Raw genomic sequence first — 22,429 nt, 5'->3', positions numbered from 1 at the left:
GACGAAGCAGGTAGGAGAGCCGGCGTGAGCTTGAGGATCGTTGTCTGTGTGAAGTACGTGCCCGACGCCACCGGCGACCGGCACTTCGCCGAGGACCTGACCGTCGACCGTGACGACGTGGACGGTCTGCTCTCGGAGCTCGACGAGTACGCCGTCGAGCAGGCCCTGCAGATCAAGGAAGCCAACGACGGCGAGGCCGAGATCACGGTCCTGACCGTCGGTCCCGAGGACGCCACCGACGCGCTGCGCAAGGCACTGTCGATGGGCGCCGACAAGGCCGTCCACGTCGAGGACGACGATCTGCACGGCACCGACGCGCTCGGTACCTCGCTCGTGCTCGCCAAGGCCATCGAGAAGACCGGCTACGACGTCGTGGTCTGCGGTATGGCCTCCACCGACGGCACCATGGGCGTGCTGCCCGCGCTGCTCGCCGAGCGCCTGAACGTCCCGCAGGTGACCCAGCTCTCCCAGGTCGCGATCGCCGACGGCAAGGTCACCGGCCGCCGGGACGGGGACACCGCCAGCGAGCAGCTGGAGGCCGCGCTGCCGGCCGTCGTCTCCGTCACCGACCAGTCGGGCGAGGCGCGTTACCCCTCCTTCAAGGGCATCATGGCCGCCAAGAAGAAGCCGGTCGAGACGCTGGACCTGGAAGACCTGGACATCGAGGCGGACGAGGTCGGCCTGGAGGGTGCCTGGACCAAGGTCGAGTCGGCCGACGAGCGTCCGGCCCGCACCAAGGGCACGATCGTCACGGACGAGGGCGAGGGCGCCAAGCAGCTCGCCGAGTTCCTCGCGGGCCAGAAGTTCATCTGAGCCGCGGGCCCGGGGCCCGGCCCCGGGCCGGTACCGCCTCCGCGGCCGGGACCAGGACCGGGGTCGACTCCCGGTTCCCCGACCGCGCCTGACGGTCCGTCGGAACATTTCCGTCCTCCTCCCTTCGCCCGCACTCTTCTCGCAGGAGCAATTCCCATGGCTGAAGTCCTTGTCTACGTCGACCACGTGGACGGCGCCGTCCGCAAGCCCACCCTCGAACTGCTCACCCTGGCCCGCCGCATCGGCGAGCCGGTGGCCGTGCACCTCGGCGCCGGCGTGGACACCGCCGCCCCGGTGCTCGCCGAGCACGGTGCGGTCAAGGTCCTGACCGCCGACGCCCCGGAGTTCGCCGACTACCTCGTCGCCCCCAAGGTCGACGCGCTGCAGGCCGCCTACGACGCGGTCTCGCCGGCCGCCGTCCTGCTGCCCTCCTCCGCCGAGGGCAAGGAGATCGGCGCCCGCCTGGCCGTCCGCATCGGCTCCGGCATCATCACCGACGCCGTGGACGTCGAGGCCGGCGACGAGGGCCCGGTGGCCACCCAGTCGGTCTTCGCGGCCTCGTACACCACCAAGTCGCGGATCACCAAGGGCACCCCGGTCATCACCGTCAAGCCCAACTCCGCCGCCCCGGAGGCCGCCCCGGCCGCCGGTGCCGTCGAGCAGCTCGCGGTGACCGTCGCCGACGCCTCCAAGGGCACCAAGGTCGTCTCGCGCACCCCGCGCGAGTCGACCGGCCGCCCGGAGCTGACCGAGGCCGCGATCGTGGTCTCCGGCGGCCGCGGCGTCAACGGCGCCGAGAACTTCCCGGTCATCGAGGCGCTGGCCGACTCGCTCGGCGCGGCCGTCGGCGCCTCGCGCGCCGCGGTGGACGCCGGTTGGTACCCGCACACCAACCAGGTCGGCCAGACCGGTAAGTCGGTCTCGCCGCAGCTCTACATCGCCGCCGGCATCTCCGGTGCGATCCAGCACCGCGCGGGCATGCAGACCTCGAAGACCATCGTCGCCATCAACAAGGACGCCGAGGCGCCGATCTTCGACCTGGTCGACTACGGCGTGGTCGGCGACCTGTTCAACGTCGTCCCGGCGCTCACCGACGAGGTCACGTCCCGCAAGGGCTGACCCGGTCGGGCCGCACCGGCCCACAGGCACCGCATGGCCGAAGGCCCCGTACGCGCGCTGCGTACGGGGCCTTCGGCCATGGGGGGGCGTGCCGGTCGGCGGTCGCGCGGACTCGGCCGTTCTCAGGCGCCGGTGGTGCCGTCCAGCGCCTCGCGCAGCAGGTCCGCGTGCCCGTTGTGCCGGGCGTACTCCTCGATCATGTGGACGTACACCCAGCGCAGGTTGAGGGTGTCGCCGCGGGGGCCGGTGAAGGTCTCGTCCAGGTCGCGGCCGGCCGCCGCCGCGTCGCAGGCCGCGATCTCCGCGCGGAAGTCGGCGAAGTCCGCCTCGGCCCGGGCCGGGTCGAGGGCGTTGAAGTCGGCGTCGTTGTCGTCCTCGGTGAGGTAGGGGAGGGCGACGTCCTCGCCGGCGAACTGCACGCGGAACCACCAGCGGTCGGCGAGCGCGAGATGGCGTACCAGGCCGAGCAGGGTGAGGGAGGACGGCGGGGTGGTGGGCCGGACGAGCTGGTCGGCGGTGAGGCCGGCGCACTTGGCGAGCAGGGTCTCGCGGTGGTGCGCCAGCCAGCCCTCCAGCATCGCGCGCTCGTCCGCGGCGGCCGGCCTCTCCTGGCGTTCGATCTGGGGTGCGATCCAAGTCATGACGGGGATTGTGGTCCCGACGGGCGCCGCGCGCCACGGAGTTACGGCCGGAGCGCCTCGCGAGCCGCGGCCGGGAAGGTGTTGACCTTGCCACGGGACACCATTAGCTTCGCTGTGCGGATTGTTGGTTCCGTTACGCGGAATGCCTGGGCCGGTGACGGCACCAGGTAAGAGCACCGGGAGGGTACCGAGATGGGGCAGCAGGAGACCGTGGCGACGAGCCTCGCGGACACCGTACGCGCGGACATCAAAGCCGCGCTCGCCGCGGTGGACGCCGACCTGGCGCGGCGCTACCCGGGCGACCCCGGCACCCGCCAGCCCATCCACACCGTCTACGTCCCCGGCGACGCCTTCACCGCCGACACCCTCCGCTCCTGGGGGGACCGGGCACTGGCCATGCTCGACGAGCACGCCCCCGACGCCGCCGCGCTGGCCGCCGTCCTCGGCCTCCCCGACGACCTGGCCGGCCCGGTGTACGAGCGGGTCCGCGCCAAGCTGGAGCGCGAGCCGATCGAGGACCTGCGGATCGATTTCGAGGACGGCTACGGCCTCCGGTCCGACGCCGAGGAGGACGAAACCGCCGCCCGCGCCGCCGCGTTGGTCGCCGCCGCCTATCGGGACGGCACCGCGGCGCCCTATATGGGCATCCGCATGAAGTGCATGGAGGCGGCCGTCCGCGACCGCGGCATCCGCACCCTGGACATCTTCCTCACCGGCCTGCTGGAGGCCGGCGGGCTGCCGGACGGCCTGGTCCTCACCCTGCCCAAGGTCACCTACGCCGAGCAGGTCACCGCCATGGTGCGGCTGCTGGAGGCGTTCGAGAAGGCCCGCGGCCTCGCGCCCGGCCGGCTCGGCTTCGAGATCCAGATCGAGACCACCCAGTCCATCCTGGGCGCCGACGGCCGCGCCACCGTCGCCCGCATGATCGAGGCCGCCGAGGGCCGCGCCACCGCACTCCACTACGGCACCTTCGACTACAGCGCCTCCTGCGGCGTCAGCGCCGCCCACCAGGCCAGCGACCACCCCGCCGCCGACCACGCCAAGGCCGTCATGCAGGTCGCCGCCGCCGGCACCGGCGTCCGCCTCTCCGACGGCTCCACCAACGTGCTGCCGGTCGGCCCCACCGCCCAGGTCCACGAGGCCTGGCGGCTGCACCACGGCCTCACCCGCCGCGCCCTGGCCCGCGCCTACTACCAGGGCTGGGACATGCACCCGGGCCACCTCCCGACCCGCTACGCCGCCGTCTACGCCTTCTACCGCGAGGGCCTGGCGAAGGCCGCCGCCCGGCTCGCCGCCTACGTCGCCAAGACCGCCGGCGACGTGATGGACGAGCCCGCCACCGCCAAGGCCCTCAGCTCCTACCTCCTCCGCGGCCTCGACTGCGGCGCCGTCGACCCGACCGAGGTCGCCCGCCTCACGGGGCTGAGCCGGGGGGACCTGGAGGGGTTGGCGGGGCGGGGGGTGAAGTCGGCTTGATGCACGGCCGGTTGATGCGGGGGCATCCGGTGCACGGGCGGCAGGGTGTACGACCGCGCCCCGGCCATGCACTCTGGCGGCATGGCCGGGGCTACTGAGGTGAGACTCAGACGAGGCTGATTCCGGCCTGAGCCTTGATGGTGTCCACCGCGTCATCGGTGAGCCACCGCAGGGGGACCACGGTCCACTTGTCACGCTTGCGCATGATCACGGCCTTGCCGTCCGCGGTGGTCTCGCATCGCATGAAGCCCTGCTCCTTCAGGTCCTGAATCAGATCCTCGCCCAGCTTCATTGCCCTTCCCGGTCCCTGTCGTCAGCGTGGGAGCTGTGCACATCCCCGTTCTGAGAGACGCGGGTATCGGGATCGGTTGCCTGACCCTGATGTGCCTGCGGATCCCAGGCTTCTCCCGCGTTCTCGAAGTCCTTCTTCCCCATTTTCGCGCGCTCCTTCCAGATTGGCGCCATGTGGACACGGGGGCGGTCCCCGCATCCCTGCTGCCTCGCCACGGCCGCTACACCTTCCGGTTTCCGATCGGCAGCGACGGGCGTTCGTTGGTCGTCCGACTCGCTGAGCTGCCCTACTCGCCGTCGCTCAGCAGGTCGGAGCCTGAATCGGTGCGGACCGCGGCGGGCGACCGCGGCTGGTCCTGTGTGTCACCTCGGTCCTCTCGGTCCGCTGGAATCGGTACGGCGACCGTAGGAGCAACGGCAGGGCCAAGCCACGTTCAGACAGGGGTAGTTCGGCAGGTCAGGGAACCGAAGTGACACGCTTCGGGGTACCTAACCGGCGACCCCGAGGTGGGCCGCCATGCCCCGCATGTCCTTGGTCAGCGTCCGCTTGCGTGTCTTGAGGAGGTCGGCCATCACGTACCGCGCCATGGGCTGATGTGTCAGCCACGCCCCGGACGTGCGACGCAGTTGCATGAGTTCGTCCATGGCGTCCTGGTGGGACCCGAGCCCGACAAGGGCGCGGGCGACGTCCAGCCGGTGGCGGCCCCAGTTCGGCGCTGTCGGCCTACCGAAGTTCCGTACCGACCTCTCACTCAGGATTCCGTCATCGGCGCGCCGGAGAACGCCCCGGGCGTCCCCCACCAGTGACAGGTCCTCGACAGCCTTCAACTCCGCTGTGATCGGTCCGAAGCCGCCCCATGCGAGGGGGAAGTCGTGGTACTCCGAGGCCAGCCCGCCGGCGGCCGTTCCTGCCATCCTGCGGGCGTCCTGTGCCACATCCGGACGGTTGTTCCGCACTGCCGCGGACGCGACCCTGAGCCACAGCTCACCCCACACCGTGAGACGCGCGGGGGTCGCCTCGGACATGCGCGGTTCGATCTCCGCTGCCGTCTGCGCGGCAAGTTGCTCCGCCTCGTCGAAGCGGTCCTGCCTCAGCAACAGCCAGCACAGCCCCACGACTCCGGTCGATGCCAGCTGTGTCTGGTCGGTCTCTCGGGCCAGGCGGATGGCGTCCACCAAGGCGAAGTAAGCCATGTCGTACTGCCGGACCTGGGTCAGGTACTTGCCCGTCAGCAGGAGTGCATGACAGCGCGCGATCAGGGCCTGTTGCCGATCCTCGCCCTCGAACGCGGCCACGGCGGCCTCAGAGCTGCGGAGCAACGCGGGGAGCCGCTTCGCAACCGCCCCGTACTGATCGGCCCAGTAGAGCGCGTGCCCCTCCTGTACGCCCCTGCGGAGCGCCGACAGCTCCCCGGCCTCTCCGGGATCGGAATGCGGAGCCGAGAGCCCCACCGCGGGCATCAACGCCCGTCGCAGCTCCGCCAGATAGCGTCGGTTGGCCTCGTCCTGCGGGCCCAGAACGGACTTCGGCGCCTCGGTGGCGAACAGCGCGGACGTGTTGACACCCAGTGCGCGGGCCAGGGCGTGCAGCGTTTCCATGCTGACGTGCCCGCCCTGCTCCACTTTGCGAACGGTACTCAGGGACAGATCTGCCGCTTCGGCCAGACCCTCCTGGTTCAGACCGGCCGTCCGCCGGTACTTCCGCACGTTGTCGGCCAGCCCAGTGGACATGCCACCACCGTCCCTTTCCTCACCCAGCGTATGCCCGGCAGCGCGACCCGAATACGCGAAGAACCCTTGTCTACCGCCTACTTGGGAAACGAGCGCGGGACGAGCACGGGTCCGAGACGTGCGCGGCACAGCGAGAACGGCCGTCGGGCCCGGTGGGTGGAGGCGGGCTCAGAGTCAGTCCTCCGCCGGCCCGACCTCCCCCGACCCGCGCGGGATCAGCCGGGTCGGTGTCCCCAGCCGCTGCCGTCGCACAACCCTGCCTCTGTACATCGGTGCGGTGCAGAGGCAGGGCGGTGGGAGACGGCGAGGCCATGTGACTACCGCGTCGCGACGGAGTTGTCCGGCGAGTCCAGCCACGGGTGTTCGCCGTCGCCGTCCACCGTCAGTCCGAAGCGGGTGAAGCCGGGACGCCCCTGCTCCTCCCACCATGCGTGGGCGGCCGCCACCTCGTCCCACAGGCGGCGGGGGCCCGACTGGTAGACCTTGGCAACGGTGCGGTCATCGCGGAAGACGACGACCGCCCATGACGTGTCCGAGAGCCCGTAGAACCACACGGCGCGCCTGCCGTCCCGCTTGCGGTCGGCGACGTGGACGACGTCGGGCACCCGTAGGCCCAGGGCGAAACCCATCGGATCGAAGCTCCCGGTGCCGCAGAGTTCCGTCTCTCTCATCGTCGTGGAGGAGATCTCGGCGGCGTCCATCGCTCCTGCCGGGACATATGCGTCATGCCGGGGCCAGACGCATCGCTGCGCGCGCATCCGCATGAACGCCACGGGCCGCGTGAACGGTCCCGACGCGCTCCGGCCGTCCTCGGCGACCACAAGCCGGGCGGTGGCTTCGCCGGGTCCGTAATACGTTCCCCAGGGCACGAGGACGACCCCGCCCGGTGCGGACTGGGCGACCCACGTGAACGGCACCTTGCGCAGGCCGCACGTGGCGATGATGCGGTCGTACGGGGCCCGTTCCGCATACCCGACGAAGCCGTCCCCGTGCACCACTTCGAGGGGGAGCCCGAAGCGGTCGAGGGATTCCCGTGCCTGCCTGGCGACCGCGCCGTCCACCTCCACCGTGACGACGTCGGCGGGCCCGAGGCGATGGGCGAGAAGCGCGGCGTTCCACCCGGTGCCGGTACCGATCTCCAAGACACGCTGCCCCGGCCCGACATCAAGGTCGGACAGCATGGAGAAGACCAGACTCGGCATGGAGGACGAGGAGCTGAACGACGTGCCCGGGTCGGGGCCTTGGTGTGCGCCGTCGTCCCATTGGGTGACGAGCGGGGCATCCGAGTCGGCGTGACGCTGCCACGCTTGCGGATCCCGCACCTTGTCTACGGTGATGTGGCGGCCTGTGGCCATGTCGTGCGGCCACATCAGGTCGGGAAGGAAGGAGGACCGGGGCACGGCCTCGTAGGCTTCGGCCCAGTCTGGCGACATGGCGCCGGTTTCCAAGAGGAGGCGGCCCAGCTCCTCACGCGTGGGCCGTCCCAGCTCCTCGGCGGAACCCGTCACTTCCGGTGCGTCCCGCCGCCAGGAGGTGTCGAACCGTCCGGGTGGGGCTCGTCGGTCGGCGTCCAGGGTTGTCCGGGGTGCCCGTCCCCTTCGCCCTCGTCCTTGCCGTGTGCGCCGCCCTGGGCAAACGGGATGACCAGTCGAACGTTCACTGTTTCTCCTCCGTGAAGGGTGGTTGATCATTCATCATGGCCTCAGCCGCCCTCCTGGCGGAGTGCGACCGGCGTCAATTGCCCCGAACGTGGGGATGACGCACGGCTTCAGAGTCGGACGGTGGCTACGGGGAGCGTGAGAGACGTCAACGTTCCTCACCCGACCAAGGTGTGGGCTCCGACGGGGAACCAACGCCCGTCCTCGGGAACGGCGTTGACCTCCGTCATTCCCGGCCTGTTGCAGACCAAGGGCTATGCTCGCGCGCTCATGAGGGCCGGTGACCGTCCGCCCTCTCGGCAGAGCAGTCTGCCGCCCTGATCAGCCAGCGTATGGAGGAGCTATGAAGTGGATGAAGTCCAGTTACAGCAACCAGGATCCGGGCGGTGAATGCATTGAGTACCGTCGCGTGGCGCAGGCTGCGATCGAGGTTCGGGATTCCAAGAACCCCAGTGGCCCCCGACTGACCCTGACCCGTGAGGGCTTCGCCGGACTGGTGGCCCTCGCCAAAACTCACGGATGAGCGACGTGCCGGCGGAGAGGGGCACCGTGAACAGGAGCGATCTGAACCGCGCGACGTGGCGAAAGTCCAGTCACAGCAACCAGGATCCGGGCGGTGACTGCGTCGAGGTCGCTGACGACTTCCCGGGCGTCGTCCCCGTCCGTGACGGCAAGGATCCGTACGGCCCGGTGCTGGCCTTCCCGGCGTCGGCCTGGTCGGCGTTCGTCAGCCACGTCAAGGACGTGACAGGGCAAGGCGCTTGACCTCCGGTGTCGGCCCCTAGCTCGGGCCGGTGGAGCCCCGGCCTGCTGTCCGTGGGCCGGGGCTCTCGGCCGTTCAGTCCGCCGCCGGACCGACCTCCCCCGAACCGCGCGGGATCAGCCGGGTCGGTATCTCCAGTCGCTGCGGGGGGCCGTCGACGCCGTCGAGGCGGCGGAAGAGGAGGCCGGCGGCGGTGCGGCCGAGTTGGGCGGAGTCCTGGGCGACGACGGTGATGGCCGGGTGGACCAGATCGGCCAGTTCGAAGTCGTCGAAGCCGATCAGGGCGACCGGGCGCGGGTGCGCGCGCAGCACGCGGACCGCGGTGACGGTGACGCGGTTGTTGCCGGCGAACAGGGCGGTGACCGGCTCCGGGGCGGCCAGCATGGCCGCGGCCGCGGTCCGGACCCGGTCGGGGGCGGTGGAGCCCAGCGAGACCCAGGAGTCGTCGAGCGGCAGACCGGCCTCGGCCATCGCGGTGCGGTAGCCGCGCAGCCGTTCCTTGGCGGTGTGGATGCGCGGCTGGTCGCCGATGAAGCCGATCCGGCGGTGGCCGTGCGCGATGAGGTGGGCGACCGCGTCGCGGGCGCCGCCGAAGTTGTCGGAGAGGACCGTGTCGGTGTCGAGCCGGCCGGCCGGGCGGTCGACGAAGACGGTGGCCACGCCGGCGGCCATCTCCGGCTCCAGATAGCGATGGTCGTCGCCGGCCGGGATGACGACCAGCCCGTCCACCCGGCGGGCGCACAGCGCCAGCGCCAACTCCTGCTCCCGGACCGAGTCCTCGGCGCTGGAGCCGTTGAACAGCAGGGCGCCGTGGCTGCGCGCCACCTCCTCCACGGCGCGGCTGAGCGGGCCGTAGAAGGGGTCGGCGAGGTCTTCGAGGACCAGGCCGATGCTGGCCGTCCGGCCCTTGCGCAGGATCCGGGCGGAGTCGTTGCGGCGGAAGCCGAGCGCGGTGATGGCCTCCTGGACGCGGCGCTCGGTGTCGGGGGTGACGCCCGGTTCGCCGTTGACCACTCGGGAGACGGTCTTCAGGCCGACGCCGGCGCGCGTCGCGACGTCCTTCATCGTCGGGCGGGTGCCGTAGCGATGGGAGGTGCCGCGGGCGGTCTCGGTCACGGGTGCGGTCCTGTCTGCCGGGGGCGGGTGCGGTGCCGGGCGGGCGGGCGGCCGGGCGGGGCTGGGCCCTGTCGTCGGGCTCCCGTCTGCCGGGCGGTGCGCGGAGCGTACGCACCGGGCGCGGCCTGGCCCACCCTCGGGGCGGACGACGGGAGTTCGGCGGCGGGGCCCGGCGGAGGGGCTGCCGTGTGGCGACGAGCATAGCCCCTAGACAACGTTGTCAAATGCCGGAAGACTGGCGTTCTCACGCCGGGCCGGTACCCCGGCCCCCCGGGCCCACCAGGAGAATTCGACACCGATGCAGACGGACCTCAGCGCAGCGCTGGACATCGGCGGCACCAAGATCGCCGGCGCCCTGGTGGACGCCCACGGCGACATCGTCGTCCGGGCCGCCCGACGGACCCCCGCGGACCAGGACGGGGCCACCGTGATGCGCGCGGTGGCCGAGGTCGTCCGGGAGCTCGCCGCCGCGCCGGAGTGGGCGCGGGTGGCGGCCGTCGGCATCGGCAGCGCCGGCCCCGTGGACGCCGCGGCCGGGACCGTCAGCCCGGTCAACATCCCCGGCTGGCGCGACTTCCCGCTGGTCGCCGAAGTGCGGTCGCTGGCCGGGGAGTTGCCGGTGGTGCTGGTCGGCGACGGTGTCGCGATGACCGCCGCCGAGCACTGGCAGGGCGCCGCGCGGGGCCATGACAACGCGCTGTGCATGGTGGTCTCCACCGGGGTCGGTGGCGGTCTCGTCCTCAACGGGCAGCTGCACCCGGGCCCTTCGGGCAACGCGGGCCACATCGGCCACATCAGTGTCGACCTCGACGGTGACCTTTGCCCCTGCGGGGCGCGCGGTTGCGTGGAGCGGATCGCCAGTGGCCCCAACATCGCCCGGCGTGCGCTGGCCAACGGCTGGCGGCCGGGGCCCGACGGGGACACCAGCGCCGCCGCGGTCGCCGTCGCGGCGCGTGCCGGCGATCCGGTGGCGGTGCGCTCCTTCGAACGGGCCGGGCAGGCGCTGGCCGCCGGGATCGCCGCCACCGCCACCCTCGTCGAGATCGACATAGCGGTCATCGGCGGGGGCGTCGCGGGCGCCGGGGAGGTGCTGTTCGCGCCGTTGCGGGCCGCTCTGCGGGAGTACGCGACGCTGTCCTTCGTCTCCGAACTGGCCGTGGTCCCCGCCCAGATGGGGACGGACGCCGGGGTGGTGGGCGCCGCCGCGGCCGCCGTGCAGCAGTCCCGTCTCGACGCGTTCGCCCCGGTGCCGTAGACGCTGTGGCCACGCCCGCTCCCGGCTGCCGGAAGGGCGGTGGACGGGAGCGCGGTGACCGGTCCAGGGGGCGCGGCGGCACCCCGTCGACCCGTAGTCTGGTCCCGACGCCCGAGGGCCGTGGAGTATGCGCCGGCGACGGGGCGTACGGACCGTGGTGGGGCACGAGGACGCGGAGCGAGGGGATCGCACGGTGACATCGGGGGAGTACGAGCAGCGCGGGGCGTACGGGGCCGGTGCGGCGGGCGGTGCGCAGGGCCCCGGGCCGGCGGGCGGCGTGCCGGGCGGCGGGGTGCCGCGGTCGGCGGCCCGCAGCGGTCCGCAGCACGGCACCGACGACGATCTGACCGGGCGGGTGATCGGCGGGCGCTACCGCGTCACCGGCCGGATCGGCCGCGGCGGCATGGGCGTGGTCTGCCGGGCCGAGGACCAGGTCCTGGGCCGCGAGGTCGCGCTCAAGGTCCTGCGGGCCTATACGGACGCCTCCGCTCCGGAACTCGCCGACCTACGGACCCGGATGCAACGCGAGGCCCGGGCCGCCGCCCGGATCCGGCACTCCGGGGTGGTGACCGTCCACGACGTCATCGAGGAGGCCGGTCGCCCGGTCATCGTCATGGAGCTGGTGGACGGGCCGTCGCTGGACGACGCCATCGGCCGGTACGGTCCGGTGGCGCCCCGGGAGGTCGCCCGGATCGGCGCCGCGGTGATGGACGCGCTGGACGCCGCCCACCGGTCCGGTGTGCTGCACCGCGACGTCAAGCCCGGCAACGTCCTACTGGAAGGGTGGGGGCGCCCCGGCGGCTCCGGCGGCCGGGCGGTGCTCACCGACTTCGGCATCGCCAGCATCGAGGCCCCCGGCGACGGCGCCACCACCAACCTCACCCGCAGCGGCGAACTGGTCGGCTCGCTCGACTACTTGCCGCCCGAGCGGGCCCAGGGCCTGGGCCCCACCCCCGCCTCCGACATCTGGTCGCTGGGCATGACGCTGTACGCGGCGGTCGAGGGCGGCGGTGCGCCGTTCCGCCGTACGTCGGTGTTCTCGACGCTGACCGCGATCGTCACCGAACCGCTGCCCGAACCGCGGCGCGCCGGACCGCTCTCGCCCGTCCTGCACGCCCTGATGGCCAAGAACCCGGCCGACCGCCCGTCCGCCGGGCAGGCCCGCGAGATGCTCCGGGCGGTGGCCCAGGGCCGCGACCCGGGTGTGACGCTGCCGCCCGTCCCGCAGCCCGGCGCGCCCTACGCGCCCACCACCACCGACGCGACGGCGGGCGCCGGGCCGCTGCCCGGTCCCGCGGGCGCCGGGCCGGCGCCGGCCGGCTGGCTCGGCGGACCGGGCGCCCAGGGCGGCCCCGTCGCACCGCCGCCCGGCCGGTACGTGCCGCCCGCACACCCCGCCGCCGGCCCGCCGCCGAGGGCGGCCGGTGCCGGGCCCGGTGTCACCGGCCCGCACCCGTATCCGACACCTCGCGGCGGCGACACCTCGCACCTGCCGGTCCCGCGGGACCGCCGGACGCTGCTGGCCGTCGCGGCCGCCGTGGGGGTGCTGGCCCTCGCCGGCGGGATCGTCTACGCGTTCGTCGGCGGCTCCGGGACGCAGGACAGCGCCGGCGGGCGGCAGTCGGCGCCGCCGGCCGCCTCGCCGTCCGCGGGCGGGCCGAGCGCGAGCGCCGGCAAGCCCAATGCCGGCAGCAGCCCGGCCCCCGGCGGGTCCGGGTCCCCGGCCGGCGGCGCCGGTGGGGGGACGGGGCCGACCCACGGACCGACCGACGGGCCGTCCTGCGCGGGCATCGGCGGCGGCAAGGCCAACTGCGAGGTGTGGCGCACCGCGACGTCGTACAACCCCGCCTTCCAGGAGATCGGCCACCTCAACGCGGGCACCAACTACTTCTACTGCCAGGCGAAGTTGGGCCACCGCGAGACGTTCGGGAAGTGGACCAACGTCTGGTGGGCCAAGACCGACGACGACAGCGGCAACGCGGGCGCCTACATCAGCGTGGTGTACCTGACCGGCGGGGCGAACGACCAGCCGGTCCCCGGGCTGCGGGTCTGCTGAGTCGCGCGCTCCGGGCGCATGTCCCCTCGGCCGTGGCACCCATGAGACTCCGGCATATACGACGTACCGCCCGCCGCCGGTCGGCCGGACGCCGTGCGCGGTGGGGGTTTCGGTGCTGGAGGGGCGGGGGAGCGCTTGTTAGCCGGGGCAACGCGGCGGGGGAGGCGAACCGGCGTCCCCCGTGCGGTGTGTTCCTCAAGCGGTGTTCCCGGTGCTGCGCGCGGCCCGTGGTCCCGAGCGTTTCCGTGGCAGGGTGTTGCGGGCAACTCACCTGGGTCTAGGGAAGAGGGGAAACCGTGATCGTCTGGCTGAACGGCACGTTCGGTGCGGGCAAGACCAGTGCGGCGCATGAACTGCTCGACCTGCTTCCCGGAAGCACGCTCTACGACCCGGAACTCCTCGGCGGCGGGCTGCGGTCGATGCTGCCGGCCAAGCGGTTCGAGGAGATCGACGACTACCAGGACCTGCCGTCCTGGCGCCGCCTGGTCGTGGACACCGCCGCCGCCCTGCTCACCGAGGTGCCGGGCCCGCTGGTCACGCCGATGACGCTGCTGCGCCAGGAGTACCGCGACGAGATCTTCGGCTCGCTCGCCGCTCGCCGAATACCCGTCCAACACGTCCTTCTCCATGCGGAGGAAACGATCCTGCGCGAGCGGATAGCGCATCGCGAGGAAGCCCCCGGCGACCCCGAGGTCAACGCCTCCGTGCGCCGCTGGTGCCTGGAGCACCTGGGCCCCTACGCGCAGTCCCTGGGCTGGCTCAAGAGCGACGCGCACGTCGTGGACACCACGGAGCTGACGCCGCGGCAGACCGCCGAGCGGGTCGCCGAGGCCGTCCGTACCGGCGCCGGCGCCTGCGAGATCGTGCAGACCCCCGAGCCCACCGCGGAGACCCTCGCCGCCGGGGTGCTGCTCTTCGACGACCAGGACCGCGTGCTCCTGGTCGATCCGACGTACAAGCCCGGCTGGGAGTTCCCCGGCGGCATCGTGGAACCGGGCGAGGCACCCGCCCACGCCGCCGTACGCGAGGTCGCCGAGGAGCTGGGCCTCCAACTCCCGCGCGCCCCACGCCTCTTGGTCCTGGACTGGGAAGCCCCCAAGCCCCCCGGCTTCGGCGGCCTGCGCCTCCTCTTCGACGGCGGCACGCTCACCGGCGACCGCATCCGCGAACTCCTGCTCCCCGGCCCCGAACTCCGCGCCTGGCGCTTCGTCACGGAAGCGGAGGCGGAGACGATGCTGCCGCCTGTCCGCTGGAACCGCCTGCGGTGGGCGCTTCGCGCCCGGGAGCGGGGGTGTCCTTTGCATCTGGAGGCCGGCGTTCCCGTGGGGTGAGCCCCACGTTGTCGGGTTTCCCACCGCGGGGGGTGCTGTTTTTCGCGCCTGCGGCGCGTTGGCGTTGTCCGCTGCGCGGGGCGGTGCCGCTGCGCGGGGCGGGTCCGCTGCGCGGGGCGTTTCGGCCGCGGTGCCGGGTCTGCGGGGCAGGGGTGTGCCGGACTGCTTCGCTTTACGTCCGGCACACCCCTGCCCCGCAGACCCGTCCCCTCCCGTGTGTGGTGGGGAATTCAGGTGGGTGGGGGCAACTCCCGGTGGGCTGCTGCTGGTTGTGTGTTGCGTGGTGACCGTCAGTGGCCCACTCGGCTTGGCTGGCGACTCGGGGTTTTCCCTCCCACAACGGGAGGGGGCGGGCCTGCGGGGGTGGTGTGTCGGACGTAAAGCGAAGCAGTCCGACACACCACCCCCGCAGGCCCGTCACCGCACCCGAAAGCCCCGCGCAGCGGACCGGCAACGCCCCGCGCAGCGGACTCGCCCCGCGCAGCGGACAAGTCAGCCCGCGCCGCAGGCGCAAAAGACAGCCCCCACGGCGGGAGGCCAACAATGGGGCTCAGCCCCGACCGTCGGCAAAGCTCCGCAGGAAAATGGCCTCGGCGAGCGAGAGGCGCTCCAGTTCCCGGGGGCACACGCTCTCGTTGACGGCGTGGATCTGGGCCTCCGGCTCGCTGAGGCCGATCAGCAGGATCTCCGTCTCGGGGTAGAGGCCGGCGAGGGTGTTGCAGAGGGGGATGGAGCCGCCCATGCCGGAGATCTGCATCTCCTGGCCGTCGTACGCCTCGCGCAGCGCCGCCGCCATCGAGGTGTAGGCGGGGCTGTCGGTGTCGGCGCGGAACGGCTGGCCCTGGCCGACCTGTTCGGCGGTGACCCGGGCGCCCCACGGGGCGGCGCCCTCCAGGTGGGCGGCGAGCAGCTTGGTGGCCTCCGCGGCGTCGGTGCCCGGCGGGACCCGCAGGCTCACCAGGGCGCGGGCCGAGGCGTGGACGGAGGGGGTGGCGCCGACCACCGGCGGGCAGTCGATGCCCAGGACGGTGACGGCCGGGCGGGCCCAGAGCCGGTCGGCGACCGTGCCGGAGCCGATCAGCTCGACGCCGTCGAGGACCTTGGCGTCGCTGCGGAAGTCCTCCTCGGGGTAGGACAGGCCCTCCCAGGAGGCGTCCGCGGCCAGGCCGCGCACGGTCGTCGAGCCGTCCTCGGCGCGCAGCGAGTCCAGCACGCGGATCAGCGCGGCCAGCGCGTCCGGGGCGGCGCCGCCGAACTGGCCGGAGTGCAGATTGCCCTCCAGGGTGTCCACCTGGACCTGCACCATCGTCATGCCGCGCAGCGTCGCGGTCACCGTGGGCAGTCCGGCGCGGAAGTTGCCGGCGTCGCCGATGACGATGGCGTCGGCGGTCAGCAGCTCGGGGTGGGCCTCGGCGTACCGCTCCAGGCCGCCGGTGCCCTGCTCCTCCGAACCCTCCACGATCACCTTGACGTTGACCGGGACGCCGCCGTGCTCCTTCAGCGCCCGCAGCGCGGTCAGGTGCATGATCACGCCGCCCTTGCAGTCCGCGGCGCCGCGGCCGTACCAGCGGCCGTCGCGCTCGGTCAGCTCGAACGGCGGGGAGACCCAGGCCGCCTCGTCCAGCGGGGGCTGGACGTCGTAGTGCGCGTAGAGCAGGACGGTCGGCGCGCCCTCGGGGCCGGGGAGGTGGCCGTAGACGGACTGGGTGCCGTCCGGGGTGTCCAGCAGCGCCACGTCCTCGAAGCCCTCGGCCCGCAGCGCGTCCGCGACCCAGCGGGCCGCGCCCTCGCTCTCGCTCTTGGGGAACTGCGCGAAGTCCGCGACGGACTTGAAGGCCACCAGCTCGGCGAGTTCGGTCCGGGCACGCGGCTGCAGCGCGGCGACGGTCTGGGCGAGCGGGCTGTCAGACATGGAACGCTCCTTGTGGGCGCGGCGTTGGGTACACGGGGGCTCGTCCGGCGGGGTGGGCCGGGCGGGCCGGACGTGTGGTGTGCGTGCCTCGATCTTCCCACAGGCGCTTCGGCCGGAGGCGGCCCGTAGGATGCGGGCGGTAGGCGCAGCCAGGCATCGGACGGGAGCGGAAGCACAGGTGAGCAGCGAGCAGGCGGCCGAGGGCAACCAGCAGGTATGGGACGTCGTGGTGGTGGGCGCGGGGCCCGCGGGTGCCTCGGCGGCGCATGCCGCGGCGTGTACGGGACGCCGGGTGCTGCTCCTGGAGAAGGCCGAACTCCCCCGTTACAAGACCTGCGGTGGCGGCATCATCGGCCCGTCCCGGGACTCCCTGCCGCCCGGCTTCGAGCTGCCGCTGCGGGATCGGGTGCACGCGGTGACGTTCTCGCTCAACGGCAGGCTGAACCGCACCCGGCGTTCCAAGAACACGCTCTTCGGGCTGGTCGACCGCCCCGAGTTCGACGCCGCGCTGGTGGAGTCCGCCAAGGACGCCGGTGCGCGGGTCCGGACCGGCGTCACCGTCTCGCGGGTCGAGCAGCACGGCGCCAACGTCCCGGACCGGCGGACCGTCGCGGTGGTGCTCGGCGACGGCGAGGTGGTGCTGACCCGGGCCGTGGTCGGCGCGGACGGCAGCGCCAGCCGGATAGGGGCGCACGTCGGCGTCAAGGTCGACCAGGTCGACCTGGGGCTGGAGGCCGAGATTCCGGTGCCGGAGACGGTGGCCGAGGACTGGGCGGGCCGGGTGCTCCTGGACTGGGGCCCGATCCCCGGCAGTTACGGCTGGGTCTTCCCCAAGGGCGACACCCTCACGGTCGGGGTGATCTCCGCCCGCGGCGAGGGCGCGGCCACCAAGCGCTACCTGGAGGACTTCATAGGGCGGCTGGGTCTGGCCGGCTTCGAGCCGAAGATCTCCTCCGGGCACCTGACCCGCTGCCGCGCCGACGACTCCCCGCTCTCCCGGGGCCGGGTGCTGGTCTGCGGCGACGCGGCCGGTCTGCTGGAGCCGTGGACGCGCGAGGGCATCTCGTTCGCGCTGCGCTCCGGGCGGCTGGCGGGTGAGTGGGCGGTGCGGATCGCCGAGGCGCACGACGCGGTCGACGCCCGCCGCCAGGCGCTGAACTACGCCTTCGCCATCAAGGCCGGGCTGGGCGTGGAGATGGCGGTCGGGCGCCGGCTGCTGGCGTTCTTCGCGCGCCGCCCGGGGATGGTCCACGCCGCGATCACCGGATTCCGGCCCGCGTGGCGGGCGTTCACGAAGATCACCCGCGGCACCACCACGCTCGCCGAGCTGGTCCGCACGCATCCGATGGCCCGGCGCGTGCTGGACACCTTCGACCGGGCGGAGACGACGGAGGCCACCGCGCCCGCCGCCCGGCCGGGCGAGGTCGACGACCCGGAGCCGGCGCCCGAACGGCGGTGACGAGCCAGGCGGCGCCGCGCAGCCGTACGGCGCCGCCGTCCTCGTGGCGGCGCAGCGCCTGCGTGAGCGCCGCCCGGGCGCGGCCCTGGGCCTCGGGCGTCGCCTGCTGGAGGAGGTGGCGGGCCGGACCGGACCCGAGCAGGAAGCCGGCGGCGTCCTCGGCGTCCCGGCCCCAGACCCCGTACGCCGTCGCGGCCGTCACCGTGACCTCCGTGAATCCGGCGGCGGTCAGGACGTGCCGCATGCGGTCCGGGTCGGCCGGCGAGAACATCCCCGGGGCGCCGGCCTCGCGCTCACCCGGTCCGCGGCCACCGAGCGCATCCGCGAGGCGCTCCAGTCCGGGGCGCCCGGCTTCGACGCGATGCAAGGGGCGGTCGCGGACTGCCTGGACGCAGAGCGGCGGCTCGGACGGCTCGCGGAGGGAGCCGACACCACCGCGATCGCGCTGGCCCTCGTCGGCACCGTCCACCATCTGCTGATGACCGGCTGGGCGGGCGGCCCCGACCCCCGCGCGCAGGCGGAGCGACTGGTGGCGATGCTTGTGGGGGGTGTTGGTCCGGCCTGATGGCCGGGGTGTCGGTCCGGCTCGCCAATGGGGGCCGTCGGTCCGGGCTGCCTGGTGGGGCCTGTCGGGGCCCGTCGGTCCGGGCTGACGGTCAGGGCTCGTGGGCCCGTTCTGGCCGTTGGGGCCCGTTCGCTGCGCATCGGCCATGCCCCGTCATCAGCCCGTCGGATCCGGGGAGTTGCCGGCAGCGGACGGCGATCCGGTCGGCAGCGGTCCGGAACCGTCCGGTCCTCCCTCAGCTCTTGCCGTGCTCCTCAGACGCCACCGAGCTCCTTCCACAGCTCCGGCACGGACGCGTCGCCGGAGACCGTCAGCCCGTCCCAGGAGCGGCGGTTCCACAGGGTCAGGTACAGCTCCTCGGCCCGGCCCTCGATCGTGCAGTCCACCGCTGCCGCCGCCTCGTCTCCCGCGGGCGTCCGCACCGTACGCGGCGAGGCGTCGGGCGTGAGGTGCACCGTCCATGCGGCGTCGGGGGTGTCGGTGGCGCGCAGGTGCAGCGTGCGGGGCGCGTCGGGGCGCAGCCGGCTTTTGTCGCGGGCGTGAAAGCCCGTCAGGAGCTCGTCGACGCCGTCGGCCGCGAACCGCGCCGGCAGCGGCGTGAGCGGAACACCGGCCGCCAGCTGGGCGTCGGCGCGGTGTACCGACGTCTCATGGGCCTGGCGGCGCGCCCAGAAGGCGAGCGGGGACGGCGCGGGGAGGAACGTCCACGTCTGGAGGTCCGACGGTGCGCTGTGGAGGGCCAGTACGAGGTGGTGGTGGCCTTCGCGCAGCCAGGACACCAGCTCGTCGTCGGCGAGCTCCGGGGCCTCGGGGATGCGGACCGGCTTCTCCTGGGGGTCGGTCACGAATTCCGTCGCCCAGCGGTGGACCTGCCCCATGTGCCGCACCAGATCCCGCATGCGCCAGTCAGGGCAGGCCGGGACCGGGGCGTCGGGGCCGGCTTCGTCGGCGGCATCCGCGAGCAGCCCACCGTCCAGGCGCAGGGTTTCGACGAACTCAGTGATCTCCATGCGTCCGAGTGTGCCAGCCGCCACTGACAGCGGAAGGCTCCGGGGGCACCGTGGCCGCCCCCGCGCCCGGTGCCGACGCATCCCGCCCACACGCCCTGACCAGCAGCGGATGCCGCGCCGGTCCTCCACCGGGCAGATGCGCAGGGGCATGTGAGGACCCGTCAACTCATCGTGGACGGCAGGCGGCGCCGGCCCCTCAGCTTCGATGCGCCCCGCGCGTCAGATATGCGATCAGTGCCGCCACCGCAGCCAGCAGCGCGACCGTGGTCAGTGCGACCGGCAGGCCCCACGATTCGGCGAGGAGGCCGATGGCGGGCGGGCCCAGCAGCATGCCGCCGTAGCCGACCGTGGAGGCCACCGCGACCCCGTCCGGGCCGCCGGCCGACCCGGCCCGCGCGATGGCGATCGGGAAGATGTTGGCCAGCCCCAGACCGGCGACCGCGAACCCGGCGCAGGCGCCCCACGCGGTCGGCGCGAGCGCCCCCAGCAGCAGCCCCGCGGCCGCCGTGCCGCCGCCCGCCACCAGGGCCCGCACCGGTCCGAAGCGTTCGATGAGCGCGGTCCCGGAGAGCCGTCCGACGGTCATCGTCAGTGCGAAGACCGCGTAGCCGGCGGCCGCGAGACCCGGCGAGGCGGCCAGGTCCTGGGAGAGATGCAGGGCGCCCCAGTCGGCCAGTGCGCCCTCGCCGTACGCCGTGCACAGCGCGATCACGCCGAAGACGAGCACCAGTCGGCGGGTCCGGCCGGCTCCGCCGGGCCGCTCCGGCCGCCGCCGTCCCGGCTCCGCCGCCCCGGTCTCCTCCGGGGGCGGCCCGGCCGTCCCCTCCCGCGGGCGCTCCCGCAGCAACACGGTGCCCGCGCCGGCCGCCACCAGCAGTCCGCAGATCGCCAGCCCCAGCAGGTGCACGGCGGGGGAGAGGTGCCCCGCGACCAGTCCGCCGAGCCCGGCGCCGATCATCCCGCCCAGGCTGAAGGCGGCGTGGAAGCTCGACATCACCGGGCGGCGCAGGGCCGTGATCAGCTCGACGGCGGCGCTGTTCATGGCGACGTTGAGGGAGCCGTACGCGGCGCCGAAGACCAGCAGCACCAGGCCCAGTGCGGTGGCCGAACGGGCCATCGGGGGCAGCAGGATGCTCAGCGCGAGCGCGACGCCGGAGGCGACGGTCACGGCGTGGCTGCCGAAGCGCCGGCACAGCCGCCCGGTGAGCATCATGAACGCCACCGCCCCGACCGAGACACCGAGGAGCGCCAGCCCCAGGGTGCCCGCGCCGGCGCCGGTCTGCGCCTTGATCGCGGGGATCCGGACGACCCAGCCGGCGAAGAGGAAGCCGTCCATGGCGAAGAACGCGGTGATCGCGGTGCGCCGGCGGGTCAGGGGGCGGCCGGTCGCGGCCGAAGCGGCGTCCGTCGTTGCGCTATGCGCCCCCATCAAGGGATTTGAGGGTTCAGAAGAGACATGGGTCCGATTACGGGTCAAGGCCGTCCGTATTTTGTTTAGCGTCGGCACAAAGCCAGAATAGAGGTGTGACCCAGACTCGGACAACCAGGCTGGAGCGGGGCCGCAGCGCCCTCGGACCCGCACTGGAGCTCGTACACACCGGACGCGCGCCCACCCGTGCCGTGCTGACCTCCGAACTCGGCGTGACCCGGGCGACCGCGGGGGCGGTTGCCGCCGAGCTCGAAGCGCTCGGCCTGATCACCGTCGACTCCCGTCCGCACGCCTCCGCGGGCTCCCAGGGGCGCCCCTCGCACCGGTTGTCCCTCAACGAGAACGGCCCGGTCGTGCTCGCCGCGCAGATCCACGCCGACGGCTACCGCGCCGCCCTGGTCGGCCTCGGCGGCCGGATCGTCGCCACCACGCCCAGCTGCGGCATCATCCCCGCGGACCCCGCGCAGGTCCTCGCCGAAGTGGTCGAGGCCGGTGCCGCCCTGCTCCGCGAGACCGGGCGGCGGTGCCTGGGCGCGGGCCTCGCGGTGCCCTCCGCGGTCGCCGAACCGGACGGCGAGGCCCTCAACCCCCTGCACCTCGCCTGGCCTTCGGGCGCCCCGGTACGCGAACTCTTCCTGCGCGCACTGGCCGACGCGGGCATCCCCGGCGTCACCGAGAAGATCGGCTTCACCGGCAACGACGTCAACCTCGTCGCTCTCGCCGAGCACCGGCACGGCGCCGGCCGCGGCGCCCGCCACCTGCTGTGCGTGGCCTCCGGCCACCGGGGCGTCGGTGGCGCGCTGGTCCTCGACGGCCGCCTGCACAGCGGCAGTTCGGGCCTCGCCCTGGAGGTCGGCCACCTCACCGTCAAGCCCGAGGGCGCCCCCTGCCACTGCGGCAGCCGCGGCTGCCTGGACGTCGAGGCCGACCCGCTCGCCTTCCTCGTCGCCGCCGGCCGCGAACCGGGCCCGGAGGTCTCCCTCCTCCACCAGGCCGACGAACTGCTCCGCACCGAGTACGCCGACCCCGGCGTCCGCACCGCCGCCGACCTCCTCATCGACCGCCTCGGCCTGGGCCTCGCCGGACTGGTCAACATCCTCAACCCGGACCGCATCATCCTCGGCGGCCTCCACCGAGCCCTCCTGGAGGCCGACCCCGAGCGCCTACGGGCCGTCGTCGCCGACCGCAGCCTGTGGGGACGCAGCGGCGGGGTCCCCATCCTGCCGTGCACTCTGGACCACAACAGCCTGGTGGGAGCGGCGGAGTTGGCCTGGCAGCCGGTGCTGGACGATCCGTTGATCGTCTGACGTCCCGCGGTGCCGGCTCCCGGAAGCGAGTGATTCGGGTGCGCTCGCGCCCTGGCGTGCCCGCCCTGCCGCCGCCTCCGGACCGGGAACACCACCGGTCCAAGCCACCCGCCCCGTACCGGCTGGGCTGGACGGGCGAAAGGGCCGCGCCGATACTGCGCACGCGTCGTTGGCCGGACATGACCACACGTAGGACCCTCACGGCCCTCGGGGCGGGACTGGCGAACGCCGGTCCCGCGTCGGCGGGTGGTGTCATCGCCGTCCTGTCGCCATCGATGGACAACACCTGCGCAGAGCTGGGCAAGGCGATGCGGCACACCGCTGGGACGACACACGGCAGCGGCACCGCCGACGGCCTCCTCACCGCGCTGCTGATCGACTCGCCGCTCAACCACTGCGGCGGAGCGGACATCCCACTACCCGCGGAAAAACAACAGGCGTTCACGGGCATCGCCATGCCACTGCGTGGCGGCAAGAACGTTTGAGCGGCGCTTGGC

The 22,429-nt window shown here is 73.3% G+C and carries 22 protein-coding genes; 13 read left to right on the top strand and 9 right to left on the bottom strand.

Annotated features, from left to right (window positions below; translation table 11 throughout):
* Positions 1-24: 24 nt before the first annotated feature.
* Together ACIQE0_RS23950 and ACIQE0_RS23945 are read left to right on the top strand one after the other, a co-directional pair.
* The gene (locus ACIQE0_RS23950; RefSeq protein ID WP_366340030.1) at positions 25-813 is read left to right on the top strand and encodes an electron transfer flavoprotein subunit beta/FixA family protein; all 789 of its coding nucleotides are present in this window, start codon (positions 25-27) and stop codon (positions 811-813) included.
* A 156-nt stretch (positions 814-969) separates the two neighbouring features.
* Positions 970-1,932, top strand: a complete 963-nt coding sequence (locus ACIQE0_RS23945) for an electron transfer flavoprotein subunit alpha/FixB family protein (protein WP_366340028.1) — start codon at positions 970-972, stop codon at positions 1,930-1,932.
* A gap of 122 nt (positions 1,933-2,054) precedes the next feature.
* Here the strand turns inward: ACIQE0_RS23945 and ACIQE0_RS23940 are convergent, their stop codons facing one another.
* Complete coding sequence (locus tag ACIQE0_RS23940; protein WP_402335623.1) at positions 2,055-2,573, bottom strand: DinB family protein; 519 nt, start codon at positions 2,571-2,573, stop codon at positions 2,055-2,057.
* Between the two features lie 192 nt (positions 2,574-2,765).
* Here ACIQE0_RS23940 and ACIQE0_RS23935 point away from each other — a divergent pair, with 192 nt between their 5' ends.
* Positions 2,766-4,049 carry a DUF6986 family protein gene (locus ACIQE0_RS23935; protein ID WP_402335620.1) on the top strand — a complete coding sequence of 428 codons (1,284 nt, stop codon included), beginning with the start codon at positions 2,766-2,768 and terminating at the stop codon, positions 4,047-4,049.
* Positions 4,050-4,155: 106 nt separating this feature from the next.
* Here the strand turns inward: ACIQE0_RS23935 and ACIQE0_RS23930 are convergent, their stop codons facing one another.
* From ACIQE0_RS23930 to ACIQE0_RS23915, 4 genes are all read right to left on the bottom strand, one after another.
* Positions 4,156-4,341: a hypothetical protein gene (locus tag ACIQE0_RS23930; RefSeq protein ID WP_366340022.1), complete on the bottom strand. Its 186-nt coding sequence runs from the start codon at positions 4,339-4,341 to the stop codon at positions 4,156-4,158.
* 488 nt (positions 4,342-4,829) lie between these two features.
* Positions 4,830-6,071, bottom strand: coding sequence for a helix-turn-helix domain-containing protein (locus tag ACIQE0_RS23925; RefSeq protein WP_402335616.1), 1,242 nt, complete (start codon positions 6,069-6,071; stop codon positions 4,830-4,832).
* Positions 6,072-6,388: 317 nt separating this feature from the next.
* Positions 6,389-7,504 carry a methyltransferase domain-containing protein gene (locus tag ACIQE0_RS23920; RefSeq protein WP_402335613.1) on the bottom strand — a complete coding sequence of 372 codons (1,116 nt, stop codon included), beginning with the start codon at positions 7,502-7,504 and terminating at the stop codon, positions 6,389-6,391.
* 71 nt (positions 7,505-7,575) lie between these two features.
* Positions 7,576-7,731: a hypothetical protein gene (locus ACIQE0_RS23915; protein ID WP_366340014.1), complete on the bottom strand. Its 156-nt coding sequence runs from the start codon at positions 7,729-7,731 to the stop codon at positions 7,576-7,578.
* Positions 7,732-7,750: 19 nt separating this feature from the next.
* Here ACIQE0_RS23915 and ACIQE0_RS23910 point away from each other — a divergent pair, with 19 nt between their 5' ends.
* From ACIQE0_RS23910 to ACIQE0_RS23900, 3 genes are read left to right on the top strand one after another with little or no spacing between them, the layout of a single operon-like run.
* Entirely contained in the window at positions 7,751-8,050 is a 300-nt protein-coding gene (locus ACIQE0_RS23910) for a Scr1 family TA system antitoxin-like transcriptional regulator (RefSeq protein WP_402335609.1), read from the top strand.
* Between the two features lie 22 nt (positions 8,051-8,072).
* Positions 8,073-8,252, top strand: coding sequence for a DUF397 domain-containing protein (locus ACIQE0_RS23905; protein ID WP_366340012.1), 180 nt, complete (start codon positions 8,073-8,075; stop codon positions 8,250-8,252).
* Positions 8,249-8,494 carry a DUF397 domain-containing protein gene (locus ACIQE0_RS23900; RefSeq protein WP_402335605.1) on the top strand — a complete coding sequence of 82 codons (246 nt, stop codon included), beginning with the start codon at positions 8,249-8,251 and terminating at the stop codon, positions 8,492-8,494. Before ACIQE0_RS23905 ends, ACIQE0_RS23900 begins: the two co-directional genes overlap by 4 nt.
* A 73-nt stretch (positions 8,495-8,567) precedes the next feature.
* Here ACIQE0_RS23900 and ACIQE0_RS23895 read toward each other — a convergent pair whose 3' ends face one another.
* On the bottom strand, positions 8,568-9,608 hold the full coding sequence (locus ACIQE0_RS23895; RefSeq protein ID WP_402335602.1) for a LacI family DNA-binding transcriptional regulator: 1,041 nt from the start codon (positions 9,606-9,608) through the stop codon (positions 8,568-8,570).
* A 298-nt stretch (positions 9,609-9,906) separates the two neighbouring features.
* On the opposite strand from ACIQE0_RS23895, the gene ACIQE0_RS23890 reads away from it, so the two are divergent.
* The 3 genes from ACIQE0_RS23890 to ACIQE0_RS23880 all read left to right on the top strand — a co-directional run bounded on the left by ACIQE0_RS23890 (position 9,907) and on the right by ACIQE0_RS23880 (position 14,250).
* On the top strand, positions 9,907-10,863 hold the full coding sequence (locus ACIQE0_RS23890; protein WP_366340006.1) for an ROK family protein: 957 nt from the start codon (positions 9,907-9,909) through the stop codon (positions 10,861-10,863).
* Between the two features lie 292 nt (positions 10,864-11,155).
* The gene (locus ACIQE0_RS23885) at positions 11,156-12,919 is read left to right on the top strand and encodes a serine/threonine-protein kinase (protein ID WP_402335765.1); all 1,764 of its coding nucleotides are present in this window, start codon (positions 11,156-11,158) and stop codon (positions 12,917-12,919) included.
* Positions 12,920-13,215: 296 nt separating this feature from the next.
* Positions 13,216-14,250 carry an NUDIX domain-containing protein gene (locus ACIQE0_RS23880; RefSeq protein ID WP_366340004.1) on the top strand — a complete coding sequence of 345 codons (1,035 nt, stop codon included), beginning with the start codon at positions 13,216-13,218 and terminating at the stop codon, positions 14,248-14,250.
* A 550-nt stretch (positions 14,251-14,800) separates the two neighbouring features.
* Here the strand turns inward: ACIQE0_RS23880 and ACIQE0_RS23875 are convergent.
* On the bottom strand, positions 14,801-16,162 hold the full coding sequence (locus ACIQE0_RS23875) for a dipeptidase (protein ID WP_402335599.1): 1,362 nt from the start codon (positions 16,160-16,162) through the stop codon (positions 14,801-14,803).
* 178 nt (positions 16,163-16,340) lie between these two features.
* On the opposite strand from ACIQE0_RS23875, the gene ACIQE0_RS23870 reads away from it, so the two are divergent.
* Together ACIQE0_RS23870 and ACIQE0_RS23865 are read left to right on the top strand one after the other, a co-directional pair.
* Complete coding sequence (locus ACIQE0_RS23870; RefSeq protein ID WP_402335596.1) at positions 16,341-17,621, top strand: geranylgeranyl reductase family protein; 1,281 nt, start codon at positions 16,341-16,343, stop codon at positions 17,619-17,621.
* A 43-nt stretch (positions 17,622-17,664) separates the two neighbouring features.
* Complete coding sequence (locus ACIQE0_RS23865) at positions 17,665-18,186, top strand: TetR/AcrR family transcriptional regulator (protein ID WP_402335594.1); 522 nt, start codon at positions 17,665-17,667, stop codon at positions 18,184-18,186.
* Positions 18,187-18,440: 254 nt separating this feature from the next.
* On the opposite strand, the gene ACIQE0_RS23860 is transcribed toward ACIQE0_RS23865, so the two are convergent.
* Positions 18,441-19,196, bottom strand: coding sequence for a maleylpyruvate isomerase family mycothiol-dependent enzyme (locus ACIQE0_RS23860; RefSeq protein ID WP_402335591.1), 756 nt, complete (start codon positions 19,194-19,196; stop codon positions 18,441-18,443).
* Between the two features lie 196 nt (positions 19,197-19,392).
* Positions 19,393-20,703, bottom strand: a complete 1,311-nt coding sequence (locus ACIQE0_RS23855; RefSeq protein WP_402335588.1) for an MFS transporter — start codon at positions 20,701-20,703, stop codon at positions 19,393-19,395.
* A gap of 17 nt (positions 20,704-20,720) precedes the next feature.
* Here ACIQE0_RS23855 and ACIQE0_RS23850 point away from each other — a divergent pair, with 17 nt between their 5' ends.
* Complete coding sequence (locus ACIQE0_RS23850; RefSeq protein ID WP_402335585.1) at positions 20,721-21,932, top strand: ROK family protein; 1,212 nt, start codon at positions 20,721-20,723, stop codon at positions 21,930-21,932.
* A gap of 179 nt (positions 21,933-22,111) precedes the next feature.
* Positions 22,112-22,417, top strand: a complete 306-nt coding sequence (locus ACIQE0_RS23845; RefSeq protein WP_402335582.1) for a hypothetical protein — start codon at positions 22,112-22,114, stop codon at positions 22,415-22,417.
* The last annotated feature ends 12 nt before the right edge of the window (positions 22,418-22,429 follow it).

The sequence above is a fragment of the Streptomyces sp. NPDC093097 genome (genome assembly GCF_044754325.1).
Taxonomy (GTDB): Bacteria; Actinomycetota; Actinomycetes; order Streptomycetales; family Streptomycetaceae; genus Streptomyces.
The sequence above is the reverse complement of the archived record's forward strand: the minus strand, read 5'-3'. Positions and strand labels throughout refer to the sequence as shown.

Coding starts and splice junctions, on each gene's coding strand:
- ACIQE0_RS23945 (WP_366340028.1), top strand. CDS start 970: ATGGCTGAAGTCCTTGTCTACGTCGACCACGTGGACGGCGCCGTCCGC.
- ACIQE0_RS23940 (WP_402335623.1), bottom strand. CDS start 2,573: ATGACTTGGATCGCACCCCAGATCGAACGCCAGGAGAGGCCGGCCGCC.
- ACIQE0_RS23935 (WP_402335620.1), top strand. CDS start 2,766: ATGGGGCAGCAGGAGACCGTGGCGACGAGCCTCGCGGACACCGTACGC.
- ACIQE0_RS23930 (WP_366340022.1), bottom strand. CDS start 4,341: ATGAAGCTGGGCGAGGATCTGATTCAGGACCTGAAGGAGCAGGGCTTC.
- ACIQE0_RS23925 (WP_402335616.1), bottom strand. CDS start 6,071: ATGTCCACTGGGCTGGCCGACAACGTGCGGAAGTACCGGCGGACGGCC.
- ACIQE0_RS23920 (WP_402335613.1), bottom strand. CDS start 7,504: ATGTCGCCAGACTGGGCCGAAGCCTACGAGGCCGTGCCCCGGTCCTCC.
- ACIQE0_RS23905 (WP_366340012.1), top strand. CDS start 8,073: ATGAAGTGGATGAAGTCCAGTTACAGCAACCAGGATCCGGGCGGTGAA.
- ACIQE0_RS23900 (WP_402335605.1), top strand. CDS start 8,249: ATGAGCGACGTGCCGGCGGAGAGGGGCACCGTGAACAGGAGCGATCTG.
- ACIQE0_RS23890 (WP_366340006.1), top strand. CDS start 9,907: ATGCAGACGGACCTCAGCGCAGCGCTGGACATCGGCGGCACCAAGATC.
- ACIQE0_RS23875 (WP_402335599.1), bottom strand. CDS start 16,162: ATGTCTGACAGCCCGCTCGCCCAGACCGTCGCCGCGCTGCAGCCGCGT.
- ACIQE0_RS23860 (WP_402335591.1), bottom strand. CDS start 19,196: ATGGAGATCACTGAGTTCGTCGAAACCCTGCGCCTGGACGGTGGGCTG.
- ACIQE0_RS23845 (WP_402335582.1), top strand. CDS start 22,112: ATGACCACACGTAGGACCCTCACGGCCCTCGGGGCGGGACTGGCGAAC.